The sequence below is a fragment of the Micromonospora reichwaldensis genome, assembly GCF_031845925.1.
GTDB classification, from domain to species: domain Bacteria; phylum Actinomycetota; class Actinomycetes; order Mycobacteriales; family Micromonosporaceae; genus Micromonospora; species Micromonospora reichwaldensis.
The window spans coordinates 46,917-66,636 of sequence record NZ_JAVRFL010000010.1 but is presented as its reverse complement, the minus strand read 5'-3'; the positions used below and the strand labels follow the sequence as shown (position 1 = coordinate 66,636).

Genomic DNA, 19,720 nt, shown 5'->3' with positions numbered 1-19,720 from the left:
CGGCGGGCGGGCGGTGTCGCCTGTCGACGTACCCCCGCCCGTCGCGGATACGGCGGGCGGCGACGGTCGGTCGGGACACCCGTCGGCTCCGCGCGAAGGCCGGCGGCACCTACGCTCGTGCTGTGCGGGTGGCCGGGGTGCGGCGGGGAGCGGGCAGGCTGGTCCGGCTGCCCCGGGCCGCCGTGCTGGACCTGCTCATCGGCGTCGCCGTCGCGGCCGTCGTGGCGGCGGCGATCACCGCGAACCTGGGCGGCGACCGGGGCCGCGACGTCCCCGCCTACCTGTTCGCCGTCGGGCTCGGCGCGCTCGTGCTCCTGCGCCGCCGCGCGCCGACCACCGTGCTGGTGGTCAGCGCCGCCGGCCTGGTCGCCTACTACGTGGCCGGCTACCCGCCGGTCGGGCTGGCCCTCCCCCTCGCCGCGGCGCTCTACTCGGCGGCCGAGGCCGGGCAGCTGCGCTGGGCGGTGCTCGTGGGGCTCGGCCTGCTCGTCGTCTCCACCGCGTTCCGCACGGCGGACGGCGCGAGCGTCGCGTACCTCATCGGCTTCGAGCTGGCCTCCAGCGTCGCCATCATGGCCGCCGCGGTCGCCCTCGGCGACGGGGTCCGGTCCCGGCGGCTGCGGCGCCGGGAGCAACGGTGGCGGCTGCGGCAACTGGAACGCGACCACGCCCGGGAGGCGGCGCGCCGCGTCGAGGAGGAGCGGCTCCGGATCGCCCGGGATCTGCACGACGTCATCGCCCACCACATCTCCGTCATCTCGCTGCACGCCGGCGTGGCCGACGAGGCCCTCGACGACGACCCGGCGGCCGCCCGTGCGGCCCTGGGGCACGTCCGCTCGGCCACCACCCAGGTCGCCCGGGAGCTGCGCACCACCCTCGGTCTCCTGCGCGACCCGGCCGTGGCCGAGCCCCGGCAACCGGTGGCGGGGCTGGCCGGGCTGGACGCCCTGGCCGCCGGCGCGCGGGCCACCGGGCTGCGGATCGCCGTCCACCGGCAGGGCGAGCTGACCGGCCTGCCCGCCGCGGTCGACTCGACCGCCCACCGGCTGATCCAGGAGGCGCTGACCAACACCCTGCGCCACGCGGGCGCGCGCACCGTCGAGATCGACGTCGTCCGTGGCCCCGGCACCCTCGCCGTCGCCGTCCGCGACGACGGCCGTGGGCAGTGCGAGGACACCCCGCGCGGGTACGGGCTCGGCGGCATGCGGGAGCGCACCGCCCTGCTCGGGGGCACCGTCACCGCCGGCAACCGACCCGGCGGCGGCTTCGAGGTACGCGCCGAACTACCCCTGGGAGGGACCACGTGATCCGGGTGGGACTCGTCGACGACCAGCACCTGGTCCGCGCGGGGCTGCGTGCGCTGCTGAACCGGGCGCCGGACATCGAGGTCGTCGGCGAGGCGGGCGACGGCGACGCGGCATACCGGCTGGCGGTCACCGAGCGGCCGGACGTCCTGCTGATGGACGTCCGGATGCCGGGCACGGACGGCATCGAGGCCACCCGCCGGATCGTCGCCGACGAGCGGCTGACCGGCGTACGGGTCGTCGTGCTCACCACGTTCGACACCGACGAGTACGTCTTCGAGGCGATCCGGGCCGGCGCGTCCGGCTTCCTGCTCAAGGACACCGGCCCCGACGAGCTGCGGGGAGCGGTGCGCATCGTCCGGGCCGGGGAGGCCCTGCTCTCCCCCGCGGTGACGCGGCGGGTCATGACGGCGGTACGCGCCGGGGGGCGGGAGCCGGACCCGGCCCGGCTGGCGTCGCTGACCGCCCGGGAGCGGGAGGTGCTGGCCGAGGTGGCCGCCGGCCGGTCGAACGACGAGATCGGCGCGGTCCTGCACATCAGCCCGGCGACCGCCCGCACGTACGTGAGCCGGCTGCTGGCCAAGCTGCACGCCCGGGACCGGTCGCAGCTCGTCGTGGCGGCGTACGAGAGCGGTCTGGTGCGGCCGGGATCACCGCCAGGCCCGGGCTGACCGGCGGTCGGCGCGCTCGCCGGCACCCGGCGGTCCCTCGGGCGGCGCCGCAGGCGGGCTCCATTGAAAAACATTCAGCAAGAACGGACATAAATCCCCGGTCGCGACCTGCGACAGGGGCTCTGACTTCGTACGCCGCGCCACAAGGCACTCCCGGAACCGGGTCCGGACGTGTCACGATTCAAGGCACGGCGTGCGGGTCGGCGCCGACGGGGCTCAGGCGGCCGCGCCGCGGGCGCGTGATGAGGAGGATGTCCGGGTGTCAGCGGGTGGGGCCCGCCGGGGACGGCGGGACAACGGGCTCGACGCGAGCGAGTACGCCATCGCCGGTGACGTGGATCCGCGCGTCGGTGAGCACCTGCTCGACGTCCTGGCCGCCGGTGGGATCGCCGCCTACCTCCAGCCCTCGGCCGACCTGAACCCGGTCACCCGCACCACCACCGTCCCGCCCCGCCCCGTCGACCGGCTCTACGTCGACCGGTCGCACCTGACGACCGCGCGGGACTACCTGACCCAGCTCGCGGACGAGACGGCCCCCGAGAAGCCCCGCGACGACGAGCCGGACATCGAGGCCGAGTGGGCCCGTATCGTCGCCGGCTTCCACACCACCGCCCCCCGCGGTGGCGACAACCCGTGGCCCGCCGCCGAGGACGTGGACGACCCGCCCGGTCCCGCCAGCGGCCCGGTGACCTTCGGCACGCCCGACGAGCCCGCCGGGCCGACCGCGACCGACGTGCGACGGTTGCCGTACGCGGCCGACATCTCGGGCGTCTCCCTGTCACGGGGCCGGCAGGACGAGCCGTCGCTGCTCGACGGGCTGGACACCTTCGGCGCGGACCTGCCCGACGACGAGTCGGAGGACGAGCGCTACACCCCGCCGCCGCCCCCGCCCCTGCCGCGCTTCTCGAAGTACACGGTGGTCGGGGTGCTGGCCATCGTGGTCGGCTTCGCGCTCTTCCTGTTCCCGTCGCTCTTCCCGGTGGCCGACCCGTCGGTGGTCAACCTGTTCGGGTTCACCGGCATCCTCGCCGGCTTCGTCTCGCTGATCTGGCGGCTGCGCCCCGGTGGCGACGACGACGAGCGCGACCCGGACGACGGCGCGGTGGTCTGACCGGCGACCCGTCCGCCGGCACTCCTGCCCGCATCCCGGGACGACGGACGCCCCGAGCCCGGCGCGCAACACTGGTGTAACTTACTGTCAGTAGGAATACCGCTGTCCGTCACATCCCTCACTGACTGCCCGGTTGTTCCTCCGCTGCGGCGGTCACTCCCTGCTGATCGGAATGCCCGAGATGCGACAGAGTTCCCTCGTGGTGGTGGCCAACCGCCTGCCCATCGACGACAGTGTGGCGCCCGACGGTGCCTGCGAATGGCGCCGCAGTCCCGGCGGCCTGGTCAGCGCCCTCCTTCCCCTCCTGCGACACACCCCGGCGACGTGGGTGGGGTGGGCCGGCGGCACCGGCCCGGCGCCCGCGCTGCCCGACGTGGACGGCGTCCGCATGCACACCGTCCCGCTGACCGCCGACGACCTGCGCGACCATTACGAGGGCTTCGCCAACGCCACCCTCTGGCCGCTCTACCACGACTCGGTGGAGCAACCGGAGTACCACCGCAGCTGGTGGGAGGCGTACCAACGGGTCAACCAGCGGTTCGCCGAGGCCACGGCCGACGTGGCCGAGCCCGGCGCGGTCGTCTGGGTGCAGGACTACCACCTGCAACTGGTGCCCGGCCTGCTCCGGGAGCTGCGGCCGGACCTGCGGATCGGCTTCTTCCTGCACGTGCCGTTCCCGCCGCCCGAGCTGTTCATGCAGCTCCCGCGCCGGGCCGAGTTGCTGCGCGGGATGCTCGGCGCCGACCTGATCGGCTTCCAGCGCTCCCAGGCCGCGCACAACTTCGCCCAACTGGTGGCGAAGGTGCTGGACGTCCCCGCCACCGACCGGCGGATCGCCGTCGACGACCGGGTGGTCCGGATCGGCGCCTTCCCCGTCTCCATCGACACCGCCGAGATGGCCGCGCTGGCCGCCCGGCCCGACGTGGCCGACCGGGCCGCCCGGCTACGCCATGACCTCGGCAGTCCCGAGCAGGTGATCCTCAGCGTCGACCGGATGGACTACACCAAGGGCATCGAGCAGCGGCTCAAGGCGTACAGCGAGCTGATCGCCCACGGGCACGTCAAGGTGCGCGACACCGTGCTCGTGCAGGTGGCGGTGCCCAGCCGGGAACGGGTCGGGCAGTACCAGATCCTCCGCGAACGGGTGGAACGCGAGGTCGGGCGGATCAACGGGGAGTTCGGCCGGGTCGGCGAGCCGGCGATCCACTACCTGACCCAGCCGTTCGACCGCGCCGAGCTGGCCGCGCTCTACCGCGTCGCCGACGTGATGGCGGTGACCCCGCTGCGCGACGGGATGAACCTCGTCGCCAAGGAGTACGTGGCCGCCCGGGTCGACGACACGGGCGCGCTGCTGCTCAGCGAGTTCGCCGGCGCCGCCGCCGAGCTGCCGCAGGCGTACCTGGTCAACCCGCACGACCTGGAGGGGCTCAAGCAGGGGCTGCTCGCGGCGCTGCGGGCGGGCCCGGACGACCTCGGCGCGCGGATGCGGGCGATGCGGGCGCACCTGCACCGGCACGACATCCGCGCGTGGGCCCGCTCCTACCTCTCCGCCCTCGACGACAGCGGCTCGCTGCTGACCCGGCTGGGCGCCGCCGGCTGAGGCGACCGGCCCGGCCCGGGTCGGTCAGGGCCGGCCGGTCGGCGCGGGATCCTTCTCCAGCCAGTCCAGGATCGCGTCGACCGGCTCCCGCCACCGGGCGTCGAGCATCATGTCGTGCCCCATGCCGGGGAAGAGCAGCGGGGCGGAGCCGTACCGCCGGGCCGCCCGGGTCAGCGCCGTCGACGGCACGACCCGGTCGTCGGGGCTGCCCAGCACCAGCACCGGCGGGTCGCCCACCGCCGGCTCGGCGGCCCGCCCGGTCAACAGCTGCCACTGGGCGCGCCGGCCGGCCCGCCCCAGCCGGCCCGCGTAGCCCCGGGCCTCCGCCTCGGGCAGCTCCGGGCTGAACAGCTGCCGGCGGTGCAGCCGCAGCGGCCCGCCGAACACCGCCGGCAGCGTGCCGACCGGGTTGCGGCGCAGCGCCGCCCCGAACGTCGCCCAGCCGCCGAACACCGGCGCGACCAGCACCGCGGCCCGGGCCGGGTAGCGGGCCAGCGCGTGGGCCACCACGAGCGCCCCGGCGCCGTGCCCCACCAGCACCGCCTGGCGCGGCAGGCCCGCCGCCACCTGGGTCACGTCGTGGGCGTACGCCCGCAGCGTCGCCTCCGGCGCCGGCCCGCTGTCGCCGTGCCCGCGCAGGCTCAGCGCGTACGCCGGGAAGCCCCGGGACGCGGCGTGACCGAGCCAGTGCTCGGCGAACGCCCAGGCGCCGTGCCCGAAGCCCGGTACGAAGAGCAGCGGCGGACGTCCCTGTTCCACCTCGGGGGTCGCGCCGAGCACCTCACGCCGGACCGGGCGGACCGGGCGGGCCCACTCCCGCCCGCGCATGATCCGCACCTGACTCACTGTTCCGGCCTTTCGTTCGCGACTGCGGGGCTCCGCTGCGCTGCACTCCTCGCGCTCACCGAGCCCACCCTTTCGTTCGCGACTGCGGGGCTCCGCTGCGCTGCACTCCTCGCGCTCACCGGGAAGCCTCCAGGTCGAGCAGCGCGCGTTGGACCGCGCGCAGGTAGTCGGCGTGGCCCACCTCGAACCAGTGCCGGCTGCTGTCCTTGACCGGCCCGGCGTAGCGCTCCCCCGCCTTCGCCGACACCCGGGCGGCGAAGGCCGCCGCCCGGTCGGGACGGGTCACGCGCAGCCGCAGCAGCCGGGCGAAGAGCACCGACTGCCAGTGCGACAGGGGGAAGATGCCCGAGTCCGGCTGCACCAGCCCGGCCACGGCCAGCGTGGGGCGACCGGGGACGAAGGCGTTCAGCCAGAGCTTCGGGCGGCCCTCCCCCGCGTCGTCGCCGAGCACCTTCGGGTCGAGGAACTCGAAGCGCGGCAGGTACCCGGTGGCGAAGACGACCAGGTCCGGGTCGATCTCCCGGCCGTCGGAGAGCTCGACGGCGTACGGGTGGAAGCGGGCGACGTCCGGCACCGGCGCGATCCCGCCGTGGCCCACGTAGTAGACGAGCTGGCTGTTGGCGATCGGGTGCGTCTCGTAGACCCGGTGGTCGGGCTTCGGCAGGCCGAACCGGGTCAGGTCGCCGACGGTCAGCCGCAGCGTCCAGTGGTAGAGCCACTGCCGCACCCGCAACGGCACGCGCAGCGCCAGCAGCGCGTCGTTGACCTGGTCGGCGGGGCGGCCGAGGACGTACTTCGGGGCGTACCAGTAGCCCCGGCGGGTCGAGTGCCAGCAGCGCGACGCCTGCTGGGCGGCCTCGACGGCGATGTCGCAGCCGGTGTTGCCGGCGCCCACCACCAGCACCCGCTTGCCGCGCAGTTGCGCCGGGTCCTTGTAGGACGAGGCGTGCATGATCTCGCCCCGGAACTCCTCCAGCCCCTCGTAGCGGGGCAGCTTCGGCGACCAGTTGTGGCCGTTGGCGATCACCACGGCCGCGTAGCGGGAGGTGCGTTCCGGGCCGTAGCCGCCGGTGCTGCGGGTGGTCACGTCCCAGCGGTCACCGGCCACGGGCTCGACACGGACGACCTCGGTGCCGAACCAGATGTGCCCGCGCAGGTCGAAGTGGTCGGCGTACCGCTCGAAGTACGACAGCAGCCGGCTGTGGTGCGGGTAGTCCGGCCAGTCGTCCGGCATCGGGAAGTCGGGGAACTGGGTGAACGGCCGCGACGAGATCAGGTGCGTGCTCGCGTACACCGGGCTGCGGTCGTGCCGCCAGTTCCAGGCGCCGCCGACGCCGGTCTCCCGCTCGTAGCAGTCGACGCCGAAGCCGTGTTCCTTCAGGTTCTTGATCGCCGTCAGACCGCTGGCCCCCGCGCCGACGACGCAGACGGTGTCGCCCCGGTCGGAGACCGGCCGGCCGTCGCGGGTCAGGGCGAGAGTGCTCGCCTCCGGGTCGGGCCGGCCGTGGTCGGTGGAGGTGGACACCGGGATCTCCTTTTGTGCGGCACGAGTGCCGGTCGCGCAGCATCCTCTCCACAACGGAGCGGGTTGTCCAGCCCCGGTCGCGATTGATGGTCAGTCGGCGGCCGGCAGCAGCAGGTCGACCAGGACCGGGAAGTGGTCGCTGGCGCGGCGGGTCTGCGGGGTGTCCACCACGTCGTAGTCGACCACCGTGATCCGCGGATCGACGAAGAGGGCGTCGATGCGCCGCCGGGGGTCCGCGCAGGAGTAGGTGAGCCGGTCGGCCCGGTCCATCGCCACGGCGGCGTCGGTCAGCCCGCGCGCCACGGTGGCCCAGGCCGGCCCGTCCGGCCCCTCGTTCAGGTCGGCCGCGGCGACCACCGGGGTGGTGGCGGCGTCCAGCTCGCGCTTGAACAGCGCGGCCTGCGCGGGCCGCTCGGTCGGGTCGGTGGACAGGTGCGACCCGGCCAGGGTGAACCGGGCCGCGCCGGCGACCACGCACTCGGCGTACGCGGCGCCGCGCAGGTGCCGGCCGGGGGTGAGCGGGAAGCGCTGGCAGCGGTCGGCCACCACCCGCACCCGCAGGCTGGTCAGCAGCAGGTTGCCGAGGGCGGGCAGGCCGCCGGCGGCCACCACCAGGCCGAAGGACTCCGCCAGCGCCGCCGACTTCTGCCGCCACCGGAACCGGCGCGGCCCCTCCTGCACGATCACCACGTCCGGCCTGGCGTCGCGGACGACCGCCGCCAGCGCGGCCGTGTCGTCGCGCTGGCTGTGGATGTTGTACGACACGACGCGCAGCGGCACGCCCGAACTCTGCGTCACGGTCACCGCCTCAGATCCGGCGGGCCAGGTCGGCGGCGCCGATGACGCCGGCGGTGTTGCCCAGCTCGGCCGGGCGGATCTCGGCGACGGGGAGGCGGCTGCGCTGGGCGAGCGCGTTGGCGAACGACCGGCGGGTCGGGCCGAGCAGCAGGTCCCCGGCCTCGATCACCCCGCCGCCGACGACGAGCACCTGCGGGTCGAGGATCTGCGCCATGTCGGCGAGGCTGGTGCCGAGCCACCGGCCGACCTGCGCGAACGCCTCGGTGGAGACCGGGTCGCCGGCCTGCGCGGCGGCGGTGACCATGGGCCCGGTGACCGCCTCGGCCTCGCCGCCGGCCAGTTCCAGCAGGCCGGTGGCGCGGTGCGGCTCCTGCCGGGCGGCGGCGCGGGCGAACCGCACCAGGGCGCTGCCGCTGGCGTACTGCTCGATGCAGCCGAGCCGGCCGCAGCCGCACTGGTGGCCGTCCGGCACCGTCAGCATGTGGCCCAGCTCGGCGGCGATGCCGTTGGCGCCCCGCAGCAGTTCCCCGCTGAGCACGATGCCGCCGCCGACGCCGGTGCCGATGGTGAACATGACCATCGAGTCGTCGGCCTCGCGGGCCGCGCCGTAGCGGAACTCCGCCCAGGCCGCCACGTTGCCGTCGTTCTCCACGATCACCGGCAGGCCGGTGGCGGCGCTGACGTAGTCGCGCAGCGGCTCGTCCCGCCACGCCAGGTTCGGGGCGAACAGCACGGTCGAGCGGCTGGCGTCGATCCAGCCGGCCGCGCCGATGCCGACCGCCTCGATCGCGTGCCCGGAGGCCAGCTCGCGGACCAGTTCGATGATGACGTCGCGGGTCTTGGCGACGTCGTCGGCGGGGGTGTCCCGTCGGGCCTGCACGAGGACCGTGCCGGTGGCGTCCACGACACCACCGGCCACCTTCGTGCCACCGACGTCGACTCCGATGGTCAGCGTCACCGCCGCCACTCCCCTCTGCTGTGCTGCCCGCACCGGCGCCGGCGGACGACCGGCGCGTGGTCGGGATGTGCGTTGGTCAGGCCCCGTCGCCCGGGGGTTGCCCGCCCTCGTCCCCCGGTGCCCGCGACGTGGGGACCACGGGCCCGTCGGTGGACGTCCGGACGGTCCCCGGGGCGGCCTGCCCGGCGACGTCGACGGGCGGTACGGCGGCCGGGGCGGCCTCGTCCTCCGCCCGCGTGGCGGCGGACCAGACGTCCCGTTCCGGTGCCGGCTGAGAATCATGCCCGCTACGGGTGGCCTCGCGCCACACGTGGTCGTCCCCACCTGCCGGACCCGGGGTGGCCGCCGGCCCGGCGGGGGCGTCGGCGGAGGGCTCGGGCGGGGTGAACGCGCGCAGCAGGCTGGCCACACCGGCGGCCAGGTCGCCCGCGCCGGTGGCGAGGCGCTCGGCGAACTCGGGACTCGGATCGCGCAGGGCGGCGATGCCCCGGCAGACCGGGCAGACGCAGCATTCGGCCGCGCCGGTGGCGAAACCGCCCGCGGGCGGCCCAGCCGACGCACCCGGGCTGTCGCTGTGACCGAGGACACTCGACACGATCCCACCGAGCGGACCCCACTGGCCGCCCTTCGAGCCGGCCGCGGCCAGCCGGGCGGCGGCCAGCGCCGTGGCGACCAGACGTTCGGCCTCTTCCCGGGCCGAACCCGGATCCGTTGCACCCATGGTCGGCTCCCCTACCCTGCCGCCGGACGCGTCACTGCGCCGCACCGGATGCTTCTACCCGGCGCTTGAGCTGCTTCAACGCGGTATCCATGATCATTTTTTCGGCCTTGCGGCGGAACATGCCGAGCATCCCGACGGAGAGCTCGACCTCCAGGGTGTAGGTCACCGTCGTGCTGCCGTCCTCGTTGCCGTCCAGGTCGTACGAGCCGCGCTGGAACTTCTGCATCTTCGAGGGCGCCACCAGGTGCCACTCGATCCGGGAGAGGTCCTCGGCGTACTCGTAGGCCAGCACGTACTCGTCGGCCATCACGCCGGCGTCGATGGTGAACCGGACCTGGCTGGCGTAGCCGTCCTCGTACTCCTCGATCACCTCGACCCGCCGCATCGCCTCGGTCCACTCCGGGTAGCTCGGGAAGTCGCAGATGACCGCCGCCACCCGCTCCGGTGACGCGCCGACGACGATCGACTGGGTGGAGGTGTCCGCCATGCAGGGAGGCTACCCGGCACCGGCGGCGCCCACGCCGCGCCGCCCCCGGCACGCCGGATCGAGGCGTCCGGCGGCGACCCGCGGGCAGCCTGGGCGACCTGCCTTTACGCCCCGGCCGCCGGGGCGGGTAGGTTTCGACGGAGCCGACCCGTGGTGGCGGCCCGCCCGGCCAGTGTGAGCACGAGGGAGTGCAGGTGCGCGAGTTCTCCGTCCCGCCGATCGTCACCGTCGGCGACGCGGCCAACCTCACCGACCCGGTCTGGGACAACGCCGAGGTCGCCCCGGACGCGGTCCAGTTCGTCCGCCCCACCGGCGCGGGAGGCGCCTGGGTCGACGTCACCTGCCGGCAGTTCCGCGACGAGGTCGTCGCGACGGCCCGGGGCCTGGTCGCCGCCGGCGTCCAGCCCGGCGACCGCGTCGGCCTGATGAGCCGCACCCGCTACGAGTGGACCCTGCTGGACTACGCGATCTGGGCGGCCGGCGCGGTCACCGTGCCGATCTACGAGACCTCCAGCGCCGACCAGACCGCCTGGATCCTGTCCGACTCCGGCGCGGTGGCCTGCGTGGTCGAGAGCAGCGCGCACGCCACCCTGGTCGCCGGCGTCCAGGACCGGCTGCCCGAGCTGCGTCACGTCTGGCAGATCGACCTCGACGCCGTGGCCGAACTGGTCCGGGCCGGCGAGGCGGTCGACCCGACGGAGATCGACCGGCGGCGGGCCGCCGTCCGCGCCGACGACCTCGCCACCGTCATCTACACCAGCGGCACCACCGGCCGCCCCAAGGGCTGCGTGCTGACCCACCGCAACATGTACGCCGACATCGCCAACGCCGTGCCGGTACTGCCCAACCTGTTCCGGCCGGGCGCCTCGACCCTGCTCTTCCTCCCGCTGGCGCACGCCTTCGCCCGGCTCATCCAGATCGGCGTGGTGCAGGCGCGGGCCACGATGCGGCACTGCGCGGACACCAAGAACCTGGTCGGCGAGTTGCAGGAGTTCCGCCCCACCTTCGTGCTCTCGGTGCCCCGGGTGTTCGAGAAGGTCTACAACGGCGCCAAGCAGAAGGCCGAGGCCGACGGCAAGGGCAGGATCTTCGCCCGCGCGGAGCAGGTCGCCATCGCGTACAGCGAGGCGCTGGAGACCCCCGGCGGCCCCGGCCTGGCGCTGCGCGTGCAGCACGCGCTCTTCGACAAGCTGGTCTACCGCAAGCTGCGGGCGGCGCTCGGCGGCCGGTGCCGCGACGCCATCTCCGGCGGCGCCCCGCTCGGCGCGCGGCTCGGCCACTTCTTCCGCGGCATCGGCGTGAACGTGTGCGAGGGCTACGGCCTGACCGAGACCTCCCCCGCCGCCGCCGCGAACCTGCCCGACGCCACCCGGATCGGCTCGGTCGGCCGACCGCTGCCGGGGGTCACCATCCGGATCGACGACGACGGCGAGATCCTGATCGCCGGCGATCTGATCTTCAAGGGCTACTGGCGCAACGAGGCGGCCACCGCCGAGGCGCTCAGCGCGGACGGCTGGTTCCGCACCGGCGACCTGGGCCAGCTCGACGACGACGGCTTCCTGAGCATCACCGGCCGGAAGAAGGAGATCATCGTGACGGCCGGCGGCAAGAACGTCGCCCCGGCCGTGCTGGAGGACCAGGTCCGGGCCCACCCCCTGATCAGCCAGTGCGTGGTGGTCGGCGACCGGGCGCCGTTCATCGCCGCGCTGGTCACGATCGACGAGGAGGCGCTGCCGCGCTGGCTCGCCTCGGCCGGCCTGCCCGAGGACACCCCCGTCGAGAAGCTGCGCGACCACGACGGGCTGCGCGCCGAGATCCAGGGCGCCGTCGACGCCGCGAACCAGGCGGTCTCCAAGGCCGAGGCGATCAAGGTGTTCCGGATCCTGCCGCGCGACTTCACCGAGGCGACGGGCGAGCTGACCCCGTCGCTGAAGGTCAAGCGCCAGGTGGTGCACAAGTCGTACGCGGCGGAGATCGCCGACATCTACCGGGCCTGACTACGATCCGTCACGTGCCCGCCTCGACGTCCCCCCGGCCCCAGCCGCATCCCCTCGCCGCCGCCGCGCGCGTGGTCATGCTGGCGCTCGTCGCCGTCCTGACCCTGTACGCCACGCACGACCCCGGCCAGCTCTGGTGGATCGCGCTGCTGGCGGTCGCCGGGCTGCCCGCCCTGCTCGCGCCCGAACACCGGCCCGTCGGCCCGCTCAGCCGGGTGGCCGAGGTGCTGGTGCTGGGGCTGGCCGCGAGCCAGGTCGCCGCCGTGGCCACCGTCGGCGGGGACGTCGGCGGGCTGGGCGCCTCGGCGGTGCTGCCCTATCTGGCGGTCCCCGTGACCGTCACCGCGCTGCGCCGCCGGTTCCGCGAGGGCGTCGCTCTGCTGGCCGTCGCGGCGGCCACCCTGCTGGTGGCGGGCGCCCTCACCGAGACCGACGGCCAGCGGCAGATCGGCGAACTCGGCTACCTGGTGATCTGCGCCCAGTGGCTGATCCTGGCCGGGCTCGGCCTCGCCGCCGCCAGCGGCCTGCACCGGGTCATGCAGGTCCGCAACGAGGGCAAGCCGCAGCCGTACGCCGAGGCGACCCGGCTGCTCACCCAGCTGCGTACCGTCGCCCGGCAGCTGCCCGGGGCCACCCTGGACCCGGGCGGCATCTCCGAGCACCTGCTGGAGGAGCTGCGCACCGTGGCCCGGGCGGACCGGGCGGCGGTCCTGTCGGCCAGCGGCGGCGGCCGGCTGGTGGTGCTCGCCCAGGTGGGCGTGGAACGGGTCGACTGGGAGACGACGCTGGACGCGGACTCGGCCATCGCCGACGCGTGGGCCAGCCAGCAGCCGCACACCGCCGCCCGCTCGCAGGCCCGGTCGCACCGCGGCGGCGACGTGTCCGCCCTGATCGTGCCGCTGGTGGCCGGGGTGCGCACCGTCGGGCTGGTGGTGCTGGAGGCGGACGCGGCGCAGGCGTACCCACCCGGCGTGGTGTCCCGGGTGACCGGGCTGACCCGCCCGGCCGCGCTGCGGCTGGAGGCGGCGCTGCTCTTCGACGAGGTCCGCTCGCTGGCCACCAACGAGGAACGGCAGCGGCTGGCCCGGGAGATCCACGACGGGGTGGCGCAGGAACTGGTGATGGTCGGCTACGGCATCGACAACGCCCTGGCGTACGTCGACGAGGACCCGCAGGAGACCGCCGAGGCGCTGCGCACGCTGCGCGGCGAGGTGACCCGGGTGATCACCGAGCTGCGGCTGAGCCTCTTCGAGCTGCGCAGCGAGGTGGACCGGCACGGCGGCCTGGCCGCCGCGATCGCCGAGTACGCCCGCACGGTCGGCGCCTCCGGCGGGCTGCGCGTGCACCTGTCCCTGGACGAGTCCACCGCGCGGCTGCCCGCCGCCACCGAGGCCGAGTTGCTGCGCATCGCCCAGGAGGCGGTCACCAACGCGCGCAAGCACGCGGGCGCGTCGAATCTCTGGGTCACCTGCGAGGTCGACCCCCCGTACGCGCAAATCGAAGTGTCGGATGACGGTCAGGGGATCGCTGACCAGCGGTCCGACGGGCACTACGGTCTTGCGATCATGGCCGAGAGGGCGGAACGTATCCGGGGCCGGTTGGAGATCAGGCCGCGGCAACCGAGCGGCACGACCGTGGCGGTGGTGCTCGGCTCCTCGCCCCGGCGCGATAACGTGCGCGGTAGCGCAGCGGCAGTAGAAGGGGAGTAACCCGAGGATGACCACAAGTCCGACACCGGCCACCCGTACCAAGGTCCTCCTTGTCGACGATCACGACCTGATCCGCAAGGGCCTGCGGCACGCGTTCGAGCGCGACCGGCAGTTCGAGGTCGTCGGGGAGGCCGCCACGGCGGCGGAAGGGGTGCGCCAGGCGGGTGCGCTGCAGCCGGACGTGGTGATCATGGACCTGCGGCTGCCCGACGGCAGCGGCCTGGAGGCCACCCGGGCGCTGCGCAAGTCGAGCGCCTCGATGGGCATCGTCGTGCTCACCATGTACGCCGGCGACGACCAGCTCTTCGGTGCCCTGGAGGCAGGCGCCAGCGCCTTCGTGCCCAAAACCGCGCCGGCGGACGAGGTGGTCGCCGCCGCCCGGCACGCCGCCTCCTCCCCCAGCGCCTTCACGGCCGCCGACCTGGCCGAGGCGATGAAGCGCCGGCTGGCCCCGTCCGGGCCGCAGCTCTCCCCGCGCGAGGGGCAGGTGCTGCGGCTGCTCGCCGACGGGATGAGCGTGGCGGGCATCGCCAAGCAGCTCTTCGTCAGCGAGTCCACCGCCAAGACCCACATCTCGAAGCTCTACGAGAAGCTGGGCGCGGCGAACCGGGCCCAGGCGCTGATGACCGCGCTGCGGCTCGGTCTGCTCGAGGCGCCGGACGCCCCGAAGTTCTGACCCGCTCCCGCCGGGAGCCCGACGACGTACCACCGACGGGTCCGCGACCGCCCACGGGCGGCGCGGACCCGTCGTCGTCGCATCGCGCGGCGGCGTCGAAGGGTTCGCGGCGCGCTATGGTCTCCCGGGCGACAAGCCGGCAGAATACCGGCGCGGGCAACGGTGTCCCGCACGCCGACAAGAGGGGTGAACGCATGCAGCGGCCGGACTGGGCACCCGACGAGATCGACATCGAACGCCCCAGCGTGGCCCGCATGTACGACTACTACCTGGGCGGCTCGCATAACTTCGCGGTCGACCGGGCGGCGGCCCAGGCGATGGTGGCGGCGGTGCCGGAGGCGCCGCTGATGGCACAGGCGAACCGGGCGTTCCTCCGCCGGGCGGTGCAGTTCCTCCTCGACGCCGGCGTCCGGCAGTTCCTGGACGTCGGCTCGGGCATCCCGACCGTCGGCAACGTGCACGAGATCGCCCAGCGCGACGCCCCCGACGCCCGGGTGGTCTACGTCGACGTGGACCCGGTGGCGGTGGCCCACAGCCGGGAGATCCTGGAGGGCAACGACCGTGCCGTGGTGGTGCAGGAGGACCTGCGCCGTCCCGAGCGCATCGTCGCCCACCCCGACGTCCGCCGGCTGCTCGACTTCGACCAGCCGATCGCCGTGATGATCGTGGCGGTGCTGCACTTCGTGCCCGACGACGACCGGCCGGCCGAGCTGCTGCGGACGCTGCGCGAGGCGCTGGCGCCGGGCAGCTACCTGGTGCTCTCGCAGGCCAGCGCCGACGGCCGTGGCGACGACGAGCGGGCCGACGCCGAACGGGTCTACCGGCGGACCGACAATCCGCTGTGGATCCGCAGCCGCGGCGAACTCACCGCCCTCTTCGACGGCTTCGAGCTGGTCGACCCCGGCGTGGTCTGGGTGCCGCAGTGGCGCCCGGATTCCCCCGACAGCGCCGAGGACGCCGAGCGGGCGGCCTTCATCGGCGGCGTCGGGCGACTCGGTGGCTGAGCCGCCCGGGGCGACCACCGTCGCCCCGACCGGCACCACCGTGCGGCACCCGTCCCGCCCGGGGACCTTCGCCCGGGCGTGGGCCAAGGCCGTCTCCGGCACCAGTTACCTGCCGATGACCCAGGCCCAGCTGGAGGCGCTGCTGCAACGCCTCACCGAGGAACTCGCGGCGGCGCTGCTGGCCGAGCCGATCGACCTGCGGGTCGGCCACCGGGTGGGCACCGAACTGGTCGCCGCCCACATCGCCTCGGCCGAGGCGCTGGGTCGTACGGTCGAGGTCGTCCAACTCCGGCTGGCCCGCGACCTGGGCCTGGTCGAGGAGGAGGTCGAGGACCGGCTGGCCCGGCTGCTGGCCGCCGTGACCACCGGTTACGCCCGCGCCATGCGGGACCGGACGCTGGACGAGCAGGAGACGATCCGCCGGGCCGCGATGACCGCCCGGGCGGAGGCCGAGCGGGCGTTGCGCCGCAGCGAGGCGCGCTTCCGCCACCAGGCCACCCACGACCCGCTGACCGACCTGCCCAACCGCACGCTGTTGACGGAGCGCCTCAGCGCGGCCATCGACTCGCCCGCCGGGGGCTCGGCGCGCCTCGGCGTCTGCTTCCTCGACCTCGACCGCTTCAAGGTGGTCAACGACTCGCACGGGCACCAGGTGGGCGACGGGCTGCTGGTGGCCGTGGCGGACCGGCTCCGCCTGGCCCTCGACGGGCACCTGGTCGCCCGGCTCGGCGGGGACGAGTTCGTCGTCCTGGTCGAGGGCACCACCGGCACCGACGACGCCGTCGCCGTCGCCGAGGCCGCCCTCGCGGCGGTACGCGAGCCGGTGCTGGTGGACGGGCACGAGCTGTGCGTCTCGGCGAGCATCGGCATCGTCGAGCGGGAGGTCGCCGGCACCTCCCCCGGTGACCTGATGCGGGCGGCCGACAGCACGCTGCACTGGGCGAAGTCTGCCGGTGGTGCCCGCTGGGCGCTCTACGACGCCGACCGGGACCGCCAGGACCTGGCCCGGTACGCGCTCTCCGCGGCCATCCCCGCGGCGCTGGAGCGGGGCGAGTTCTACCTCGACTTCCAGCCGCTGACCTCGCTGCGCGACGGCCGGGTCCTCGGGATGGAGGCCCTGGTGCGCTGGCGGCACCCGGAGCTGGGCGTCCTGCGGCCCGACAGCTTCATCGGGCTGGCCGAGGAGACCGGGCTGATCGTCCCCCTGGGCGGGTGGGTGCTGGCCGAGGCGTGCCGCCAGGCCGAGAGCTGGGCCGTCGGCACCGGGCCCGCCCCGTTCGTCAGCGTCAACCTGGCCGTGCGGCAGGTGCGCCGTGCCGGCCTGGTCCAGGAGGTACGCGCGCTGCTGCGGCATACCGGGCTGTCGCCGGAGCGGCTCCAGTTGGAGATCACCGAGAGCACCATGATGAGCACCGCCGAGGAGCCGGTCCGGGCCCTGCGGGTGCTCGCCGACCTCGGCGTCCGGATCGCCATCGACGACTTCGGCACCGGCTACTGCAACCTGGCGTACCTGCGGGACCTGCCGGTGACCGAGCTGAAGGTGGCCGGGGAGTTCGTGGCCGGGCTGCGGGCGCCGGAGGCCCAAGCCGACGAGCGGATCCTCGCCTCGCTCGTCTCGCTGGCGCACGCGCTGGACCTGACCGTCACCGCCGAGGGCGTGGAGACCGCCGGGCAGGCGGAGCGGCTGCGGGCGATCGACTGCGACGCCGGCCAGGGCTGGCACTTCGGCCGCCCGGACTCCGCCGAGCGCGTCCTGGCCCGCCTGCGCTGAGACCGCAGCGCCGTCAGCCGGCGAGCAGGGCGGCCATCCGCTGCGCCTGCGCCTCCCAGCGCCACTCCCGCTCCACCCACGCGCGACCGGCCGCGCCGAACTGGCGGGCCAGGTCCCGGTCGGCGAGCAGCGTGGCCACCCGGTCGGCGAGCTGGGCGACGTCGCGGCCACGGACCACGAAACCGGTCTCGCCCTCGCGGACCGCGTCCGGCGCGCCGCCGGAGTCGCCGGCGACCACCGGCAGACCGGTCGCGGAGGCCTCCAGATAGACGATCCCGAGCCCCTCGACGTCCAGGCCCCGGTTGCGGGTGCGGCAGGGCATGGCGTAGACGTCGCCGGCGGCGTAGTGGGCCGGCAGCTCGGCCGACGGCACCGAGCCGGTGAAGACCACGTCCCGATCGACGCCCGTCTGGCGGGCCAGCTTCTCCAACGTGGCCCGGTAGGGACCGCCCCCGACCACGAGCAGCGCGGCGTCGGGCACCCGGCGGCGGATCTCGGGCATCGCCCGGATCAGCATGTCCTGCCCCTTGCGCGGCACCAGCCGGGACACGCAGACCACCACCGGGCGGTCGGCCAGCCCGAGCCGGAGCCGGACCGGTTCGCCGTCGACCGACGGGTGGTAGGCGTCCACGTCCACCCCGGGGGCGAGCCGGTGCAGCTCGGTCACCCCGTGCAGCGCCCGCTCCAGCCGCATCCGGGTGTACTCGCCCAGGTAGGTCGTCACGTCGACGCCGCGCCCGATGCGCCGCAACGCGGCCCGGGCGGCCGGCAACGCCGCCCAGCCGACCTCGTGCCCGTGGGTCAGCGCCACCGCCCGGCGGATGCCCGTCCGGCGGCGCAGGCCCGCGGCGAGCAGCCCGAGGGGGGCCGCCGCGCCGAACCACACCGTGTCGCAGTCGTACGCGCGCGCCAGGCGGGCGGCCCGGCGTGCCACGAGCGGCGTGGGCAGCAGCACCCGGGTGCGGTCCCGGACCACCTCGAACGGCTGGTCGGCGTCGAACTTCTCCGCGCCCCGCCACGTCGAGGCGTAGACGACCACCGACCCGGCGGGCTGGCGCACCGCGAGGTTGTGCACGAAGGACTGGATCCCGCCGGGGCGCGGCGGGAAGTCGTTGGTGATCAGCAGCGTACGGCTCATCGGCCGGCCTCCCTGGCGTGGGCGCGGGCGGCGGCCATCCGCTCGACCGTGGACGGGTGCGTGGCGGAGTAGAGGTACTCCCAGCGTGGCGGATCGGGGTCGGCGAGGTTGATGCCGGCGAGCCGCCGCTGCATCGCCTCGAAGGCGGCCGGGTCGCCGGTCAACGCGAGCGCGTGCGCGTCGGCGCGCGCCTCCACCCGCCGCGACATCAGCGCCTGCGCCGGCGCGGAGACCAGCCCGGCCACCGTCACCAGGGCCACCAGCAGGGGGAACGCGCGCGGCTGGGCGACCGAGTCGACGCCGGCCAGCCGCAGCAGCGGGCCGGCGGAGCCGAGCAGGTAGAGCGCGACCACCGCGGCGGCGGCGCCCAGCGCCCCGGTCAGCGTGCCGACCGCGACGTCCCGGTCCTTGGCGTGCCCCAGCTCGTGGGCCACCACGGCGGTCACCTCGGCCGGCGTCGCCTCGCGCAGCAGCGTGTCGTAGACCACCACCCGCCGGGTCGGCCCGAGCCCGGAGACGTACGCGTTGACCGCCCGGGTGCGGCGCGAGGCGTCGGCGACCAGCACGTCGCGCACCGGGACCCCGTCCCGGGCCGCCAGCTGCGTCAGCTGGGTGCGCAGCGGGCCCTGCTCCATCGGGGTGAACCTGTTGAAGACCGGCTCCACGAGCACCGGCAGCACGAAGGAGAGCAGCACCACCAGGGTCGCCGCGCCGGCCGCGCCGAACGCCCACCACCAGCGCGGCGACAGCCGGACGACGGTGTAGAAGCCGAGCAGCGCCACCGCTCCGATGACGGCGCTGACCGCGTACGACTTGAGCAGGTCGACGGTCCAGCCGCTCCAGCCGTTGGTGCTCAACCCGTAGCGGGTGAGCACACCCTGCCGCCAGGCGGCGAACGGGAGGGTCACCAGGTCGGCGACGAGCACCACGGCGAGCCCGCCGAGGACTGCCTGGGCGGCCCAGTGGTCGCCGAACGGGCGCCCGGCCAGCTCGACGAGCCGGCTGCCCAGCGGGGTCAGGCCGAGCAGCAGGGCCACCAGCAGGCCGGTCGCGATCGCGATCCAGCCGGCGGGGCGCAGCGCGGAGCGGAACTCCCGGCTGCGGGCCACCTGCTCGGCGGGGAGGTCGCCCAGCGCGGCGAGCTGGTCGGCCCGGGGGGCCGGCGGCCGGTGCCAGGGGATCAGCAGCGCCGCCGCGACGAGGAGGGCGAGGGTCAGCCCGGCGAGGGTGAGCAGCGCCCAGCCGCGCGGGGTCACCGCCGCCGTCCTGGCGCCGCGTCGTCGCGAGCAGTGCGCATCCGTACCCGCGTCATGCCGCCGCTCCCTCCGCCGTGACCGCCCATCCTATTGCCCGCCGCGCCGCCGCCCGCGCGGCCCGGCACCCGCGGTCCCGGCGGCCGATCCA

General features: G+C 75.0%; 17 protein-coding genes. 9 read left to right on the top strand and 8 right to left on the bottom strand.

All coding sequences use genetic code 11. The features are described from left to right. Positions 1–122: 122 nt before the first annotated feature. The 4 genes from RM555_RS10535 (at position 123) to RM555_RS10520 (ending at position 4,686) form a co-directional block, all read left to right on the top strand. A complete protein-coding gene (locus tag RM555_RS10535; RefSeq protein WP_311411570.1) occupies positions 123–1,307 on the top strand; it encodes a sensor histidine kinase in 1,185 nt (394 codons plus the stop codon). Then, positions 1,304–1,975 (top strand): response regulator transcription factor, encoded by a 672-nt coding sequence (locus RM555_RS10530; RefSeq protein WP_311411569.1) that lies wholly within the window; start codon positions 1,304–1,306, stop codon positions 1,973–1,975. Before RM555_RS10535 ends, RM555_RS10530 begins: the two co-directional genes overlap by 4 nt. Positions 1,976–2,234: 259 nt before the next feature. Further along, positions 2,235–3,086, top strand: a complete 852-nt coding sequence (locus tag RM555_RS10525; RefSeq protein ID WP_311411568.1) for a DUF308 domain-containing protein — start codon at positions 2,235–2,237, stop codon at positions 3,084–3,086. 181 nt (positions 3,087–3,267) lie between these two features. Continuing rightward, entirely contained in the window at positions 3,268–4,686 is a 1,419-nt protein-coding gene (locus tag RM555_RS10520) for an alpha,alpha-trehalose-phosphate synthase (UDP-forming) (RefSeq protein WP_311411567.1), read from the top strand. A gap of 24 nt (positions 4,687–4,710) precedes the next feature. Here the strand turns inward: RM555_RS10520 and RM555_RS10515 are convergent, their stop codons facing one another. The 6 genes from RM555_RS10515 to RM555_RS10490 all read right to left on the bottom strand — a co-directional run bounded on the left by RM555_RS10515 (position 4,711) and on the right by RM555_RS10490 (position 10,021). Beyond that, positions 4,711–5,514, bottom strand: coding sequence for an alpha/beta hydrolase (locus tag RM555_RS10515; protein ID WP_311411661.1), 804 nt, complete (start codon positions 5,512–5,514; stop codon positions 4,711–4,713). A gap of 133 nt (positions 5,515–5,647) precedes the next feature. Then, positions 5,648–7,057: a flavin-containing monooxygenase gene (locus RM555_RS10510; protein ID WP_311411566.1), complete on the bottom strand. Its 1,410-nt coding sequence runs from the start codon at positions 7,055–7,057 to the stop codon at positions 5,648–5,650. Between the two features lie 90 nt (positions 7,058–7,147). Then, positions 7,148–7,855 (bottom strand): endonuclease/exonuclease/phosphatase family protein, encoded by a 708-nt coding sequence (locus RM555_RS10505; protein WP_311411565.1) that lies wholly within the window; start codon positions 7,853–7,855, stop codon positions 7,148–7,150. Between the two features lie 10 nt (positions 7,856–7,865). After that, a complete protein-coding gene (locus tag RM555_RS10500) occupies positions 7,866–8,813 on the bottom strand; it encodes an ROK family glucokinase (RefSeq protein WP_311411564.1) in 948 nt (315 codons plus the stop codon). A gap of 76 nt (positions 8,814–8,889) precedes the next feature. Then, a complete protein-coding gene (locus RM555_RS10495; protein WP_311411563.1) occupies positions 8,890–9,534 on the bottom strand; it encodes a hypothetical protein in 645 nt (214 codons plus the stop codon). A gap of 31 nt (positions 9,535–9,565) precedes the next feature. Further along, positions 9,566–10,021, bottom strand: coding sequence for an SRPBCC family protein (locus RM555_RS10490; RefSeq protein WP_311411562.1), 456 nt, complete (start codon positions 10,019–10,021; stop codon positions 9,566–9,568). A 194-nt stretch (positions 10,022–10,215) separates the two neighbouring features. Between RM555_RS10490 and RM555_RS10485 the strand changes: the two genes are divergently transcribed. From RM555_RS10485 to RM555_RS10465, 5 genes are all read left to right on the top strand, one after another. Further along, the gene (locus RM555_RS10485) at positions 10,216–12,018 is read left to right on the top strand and encodes an AMP-dependent synthetase/ligase (protein WP_311411561.1); all 1,803 of its coding nucleotides are present in this window, start codon (positions 10,216–10,218) and stop codon (positions 12,016–12,018) included. A gap of 14 nt (positions 12,019–12,032) precedes the next feature. After that, positions 12,033–13,727 carry a sensor histidine kinase gene (locus RM555_RS10480; protein ID WP_311411560.1) on the top strand — a complete coding sequence of 565 codons (1,695 nt, stop codon included), beginning with the start codon at positions 12,033–12,035 and terminating at the stop codon, positions 13,725–13,727. 7 nt (positions 13,728–13,734) lie between these two features. Then, positions 13,735–14,403 carry a response regulator transcription factor gene (locus RM555_RS10475; protein ID WP_007072219.1) on the top strand — a complete coding sequence of 223 codons (669 nt, stop codon included), beginning with the start codon at positions 13,735–13,737 and terminating at the stop codon, positions 14,401–14,403. 194 nt (positions 14,404–14,597) lie between these two features. Continuing rightward, positions 14,598–15,407, top strand: a complete 810-nt coding sequence (locus RM555_RS10470) for an SAM-dependent methyltransferase (protein ID WP_311411559.1) — start codon at positions 14,598–14,600, stop codon at positions 15,405–15,407. A gap of 115 nt (positions 15,408–15,522) precedes the next feature. After that, positions 15,523–17,178 carry a putative bifunctional diguanylate cyclase/phosphodiesterase gene (locus RM555_RS10465; RefSeq protein ID WP_311411660.1) on the top strand — a complete coding sequence of 552 codons (1,656 nt, stop codon included), beginning with the start codon at positions 15,523–15,525 and terminating at the stop codon, positions 17,176–17,178. 13 nt (positions 17,179–17,191) lie between these two features. Here RM555_RS10465 and RM555_RS10460 read toward each other — a convergent pair whose 3' ends face one another. Together RM555_RS10460 and RM555_RS10455 are read right to left on the bottom strand one after the other, a co-directional pair. Further along, on the bottom strand, positions 17,192–18,316 hold the full coding sequence (locus tag RM555_RS10460) for a glycosyltransferase family 4 protein (protein ID WP_311411558.1): 1,125 nt from the start codon (positions 18,314–18,316) through the stop codon (positions 17,192–17,194). After that, entirely contained in the window at positions 18,313–19,572 is a 1,260-nt protein-coding gene (locus RM555_RS10455; RefSeq protein ID WP_311411557.1) for a M48 family metallopeptidase, read from the bottom strand. Before RM555_RS10455 ends, RM555_RS10460 begins: the two co-directional genes overlap by 4 nt. Positions 19,573–19,720 lie beyond the last annotated feature (148 nt).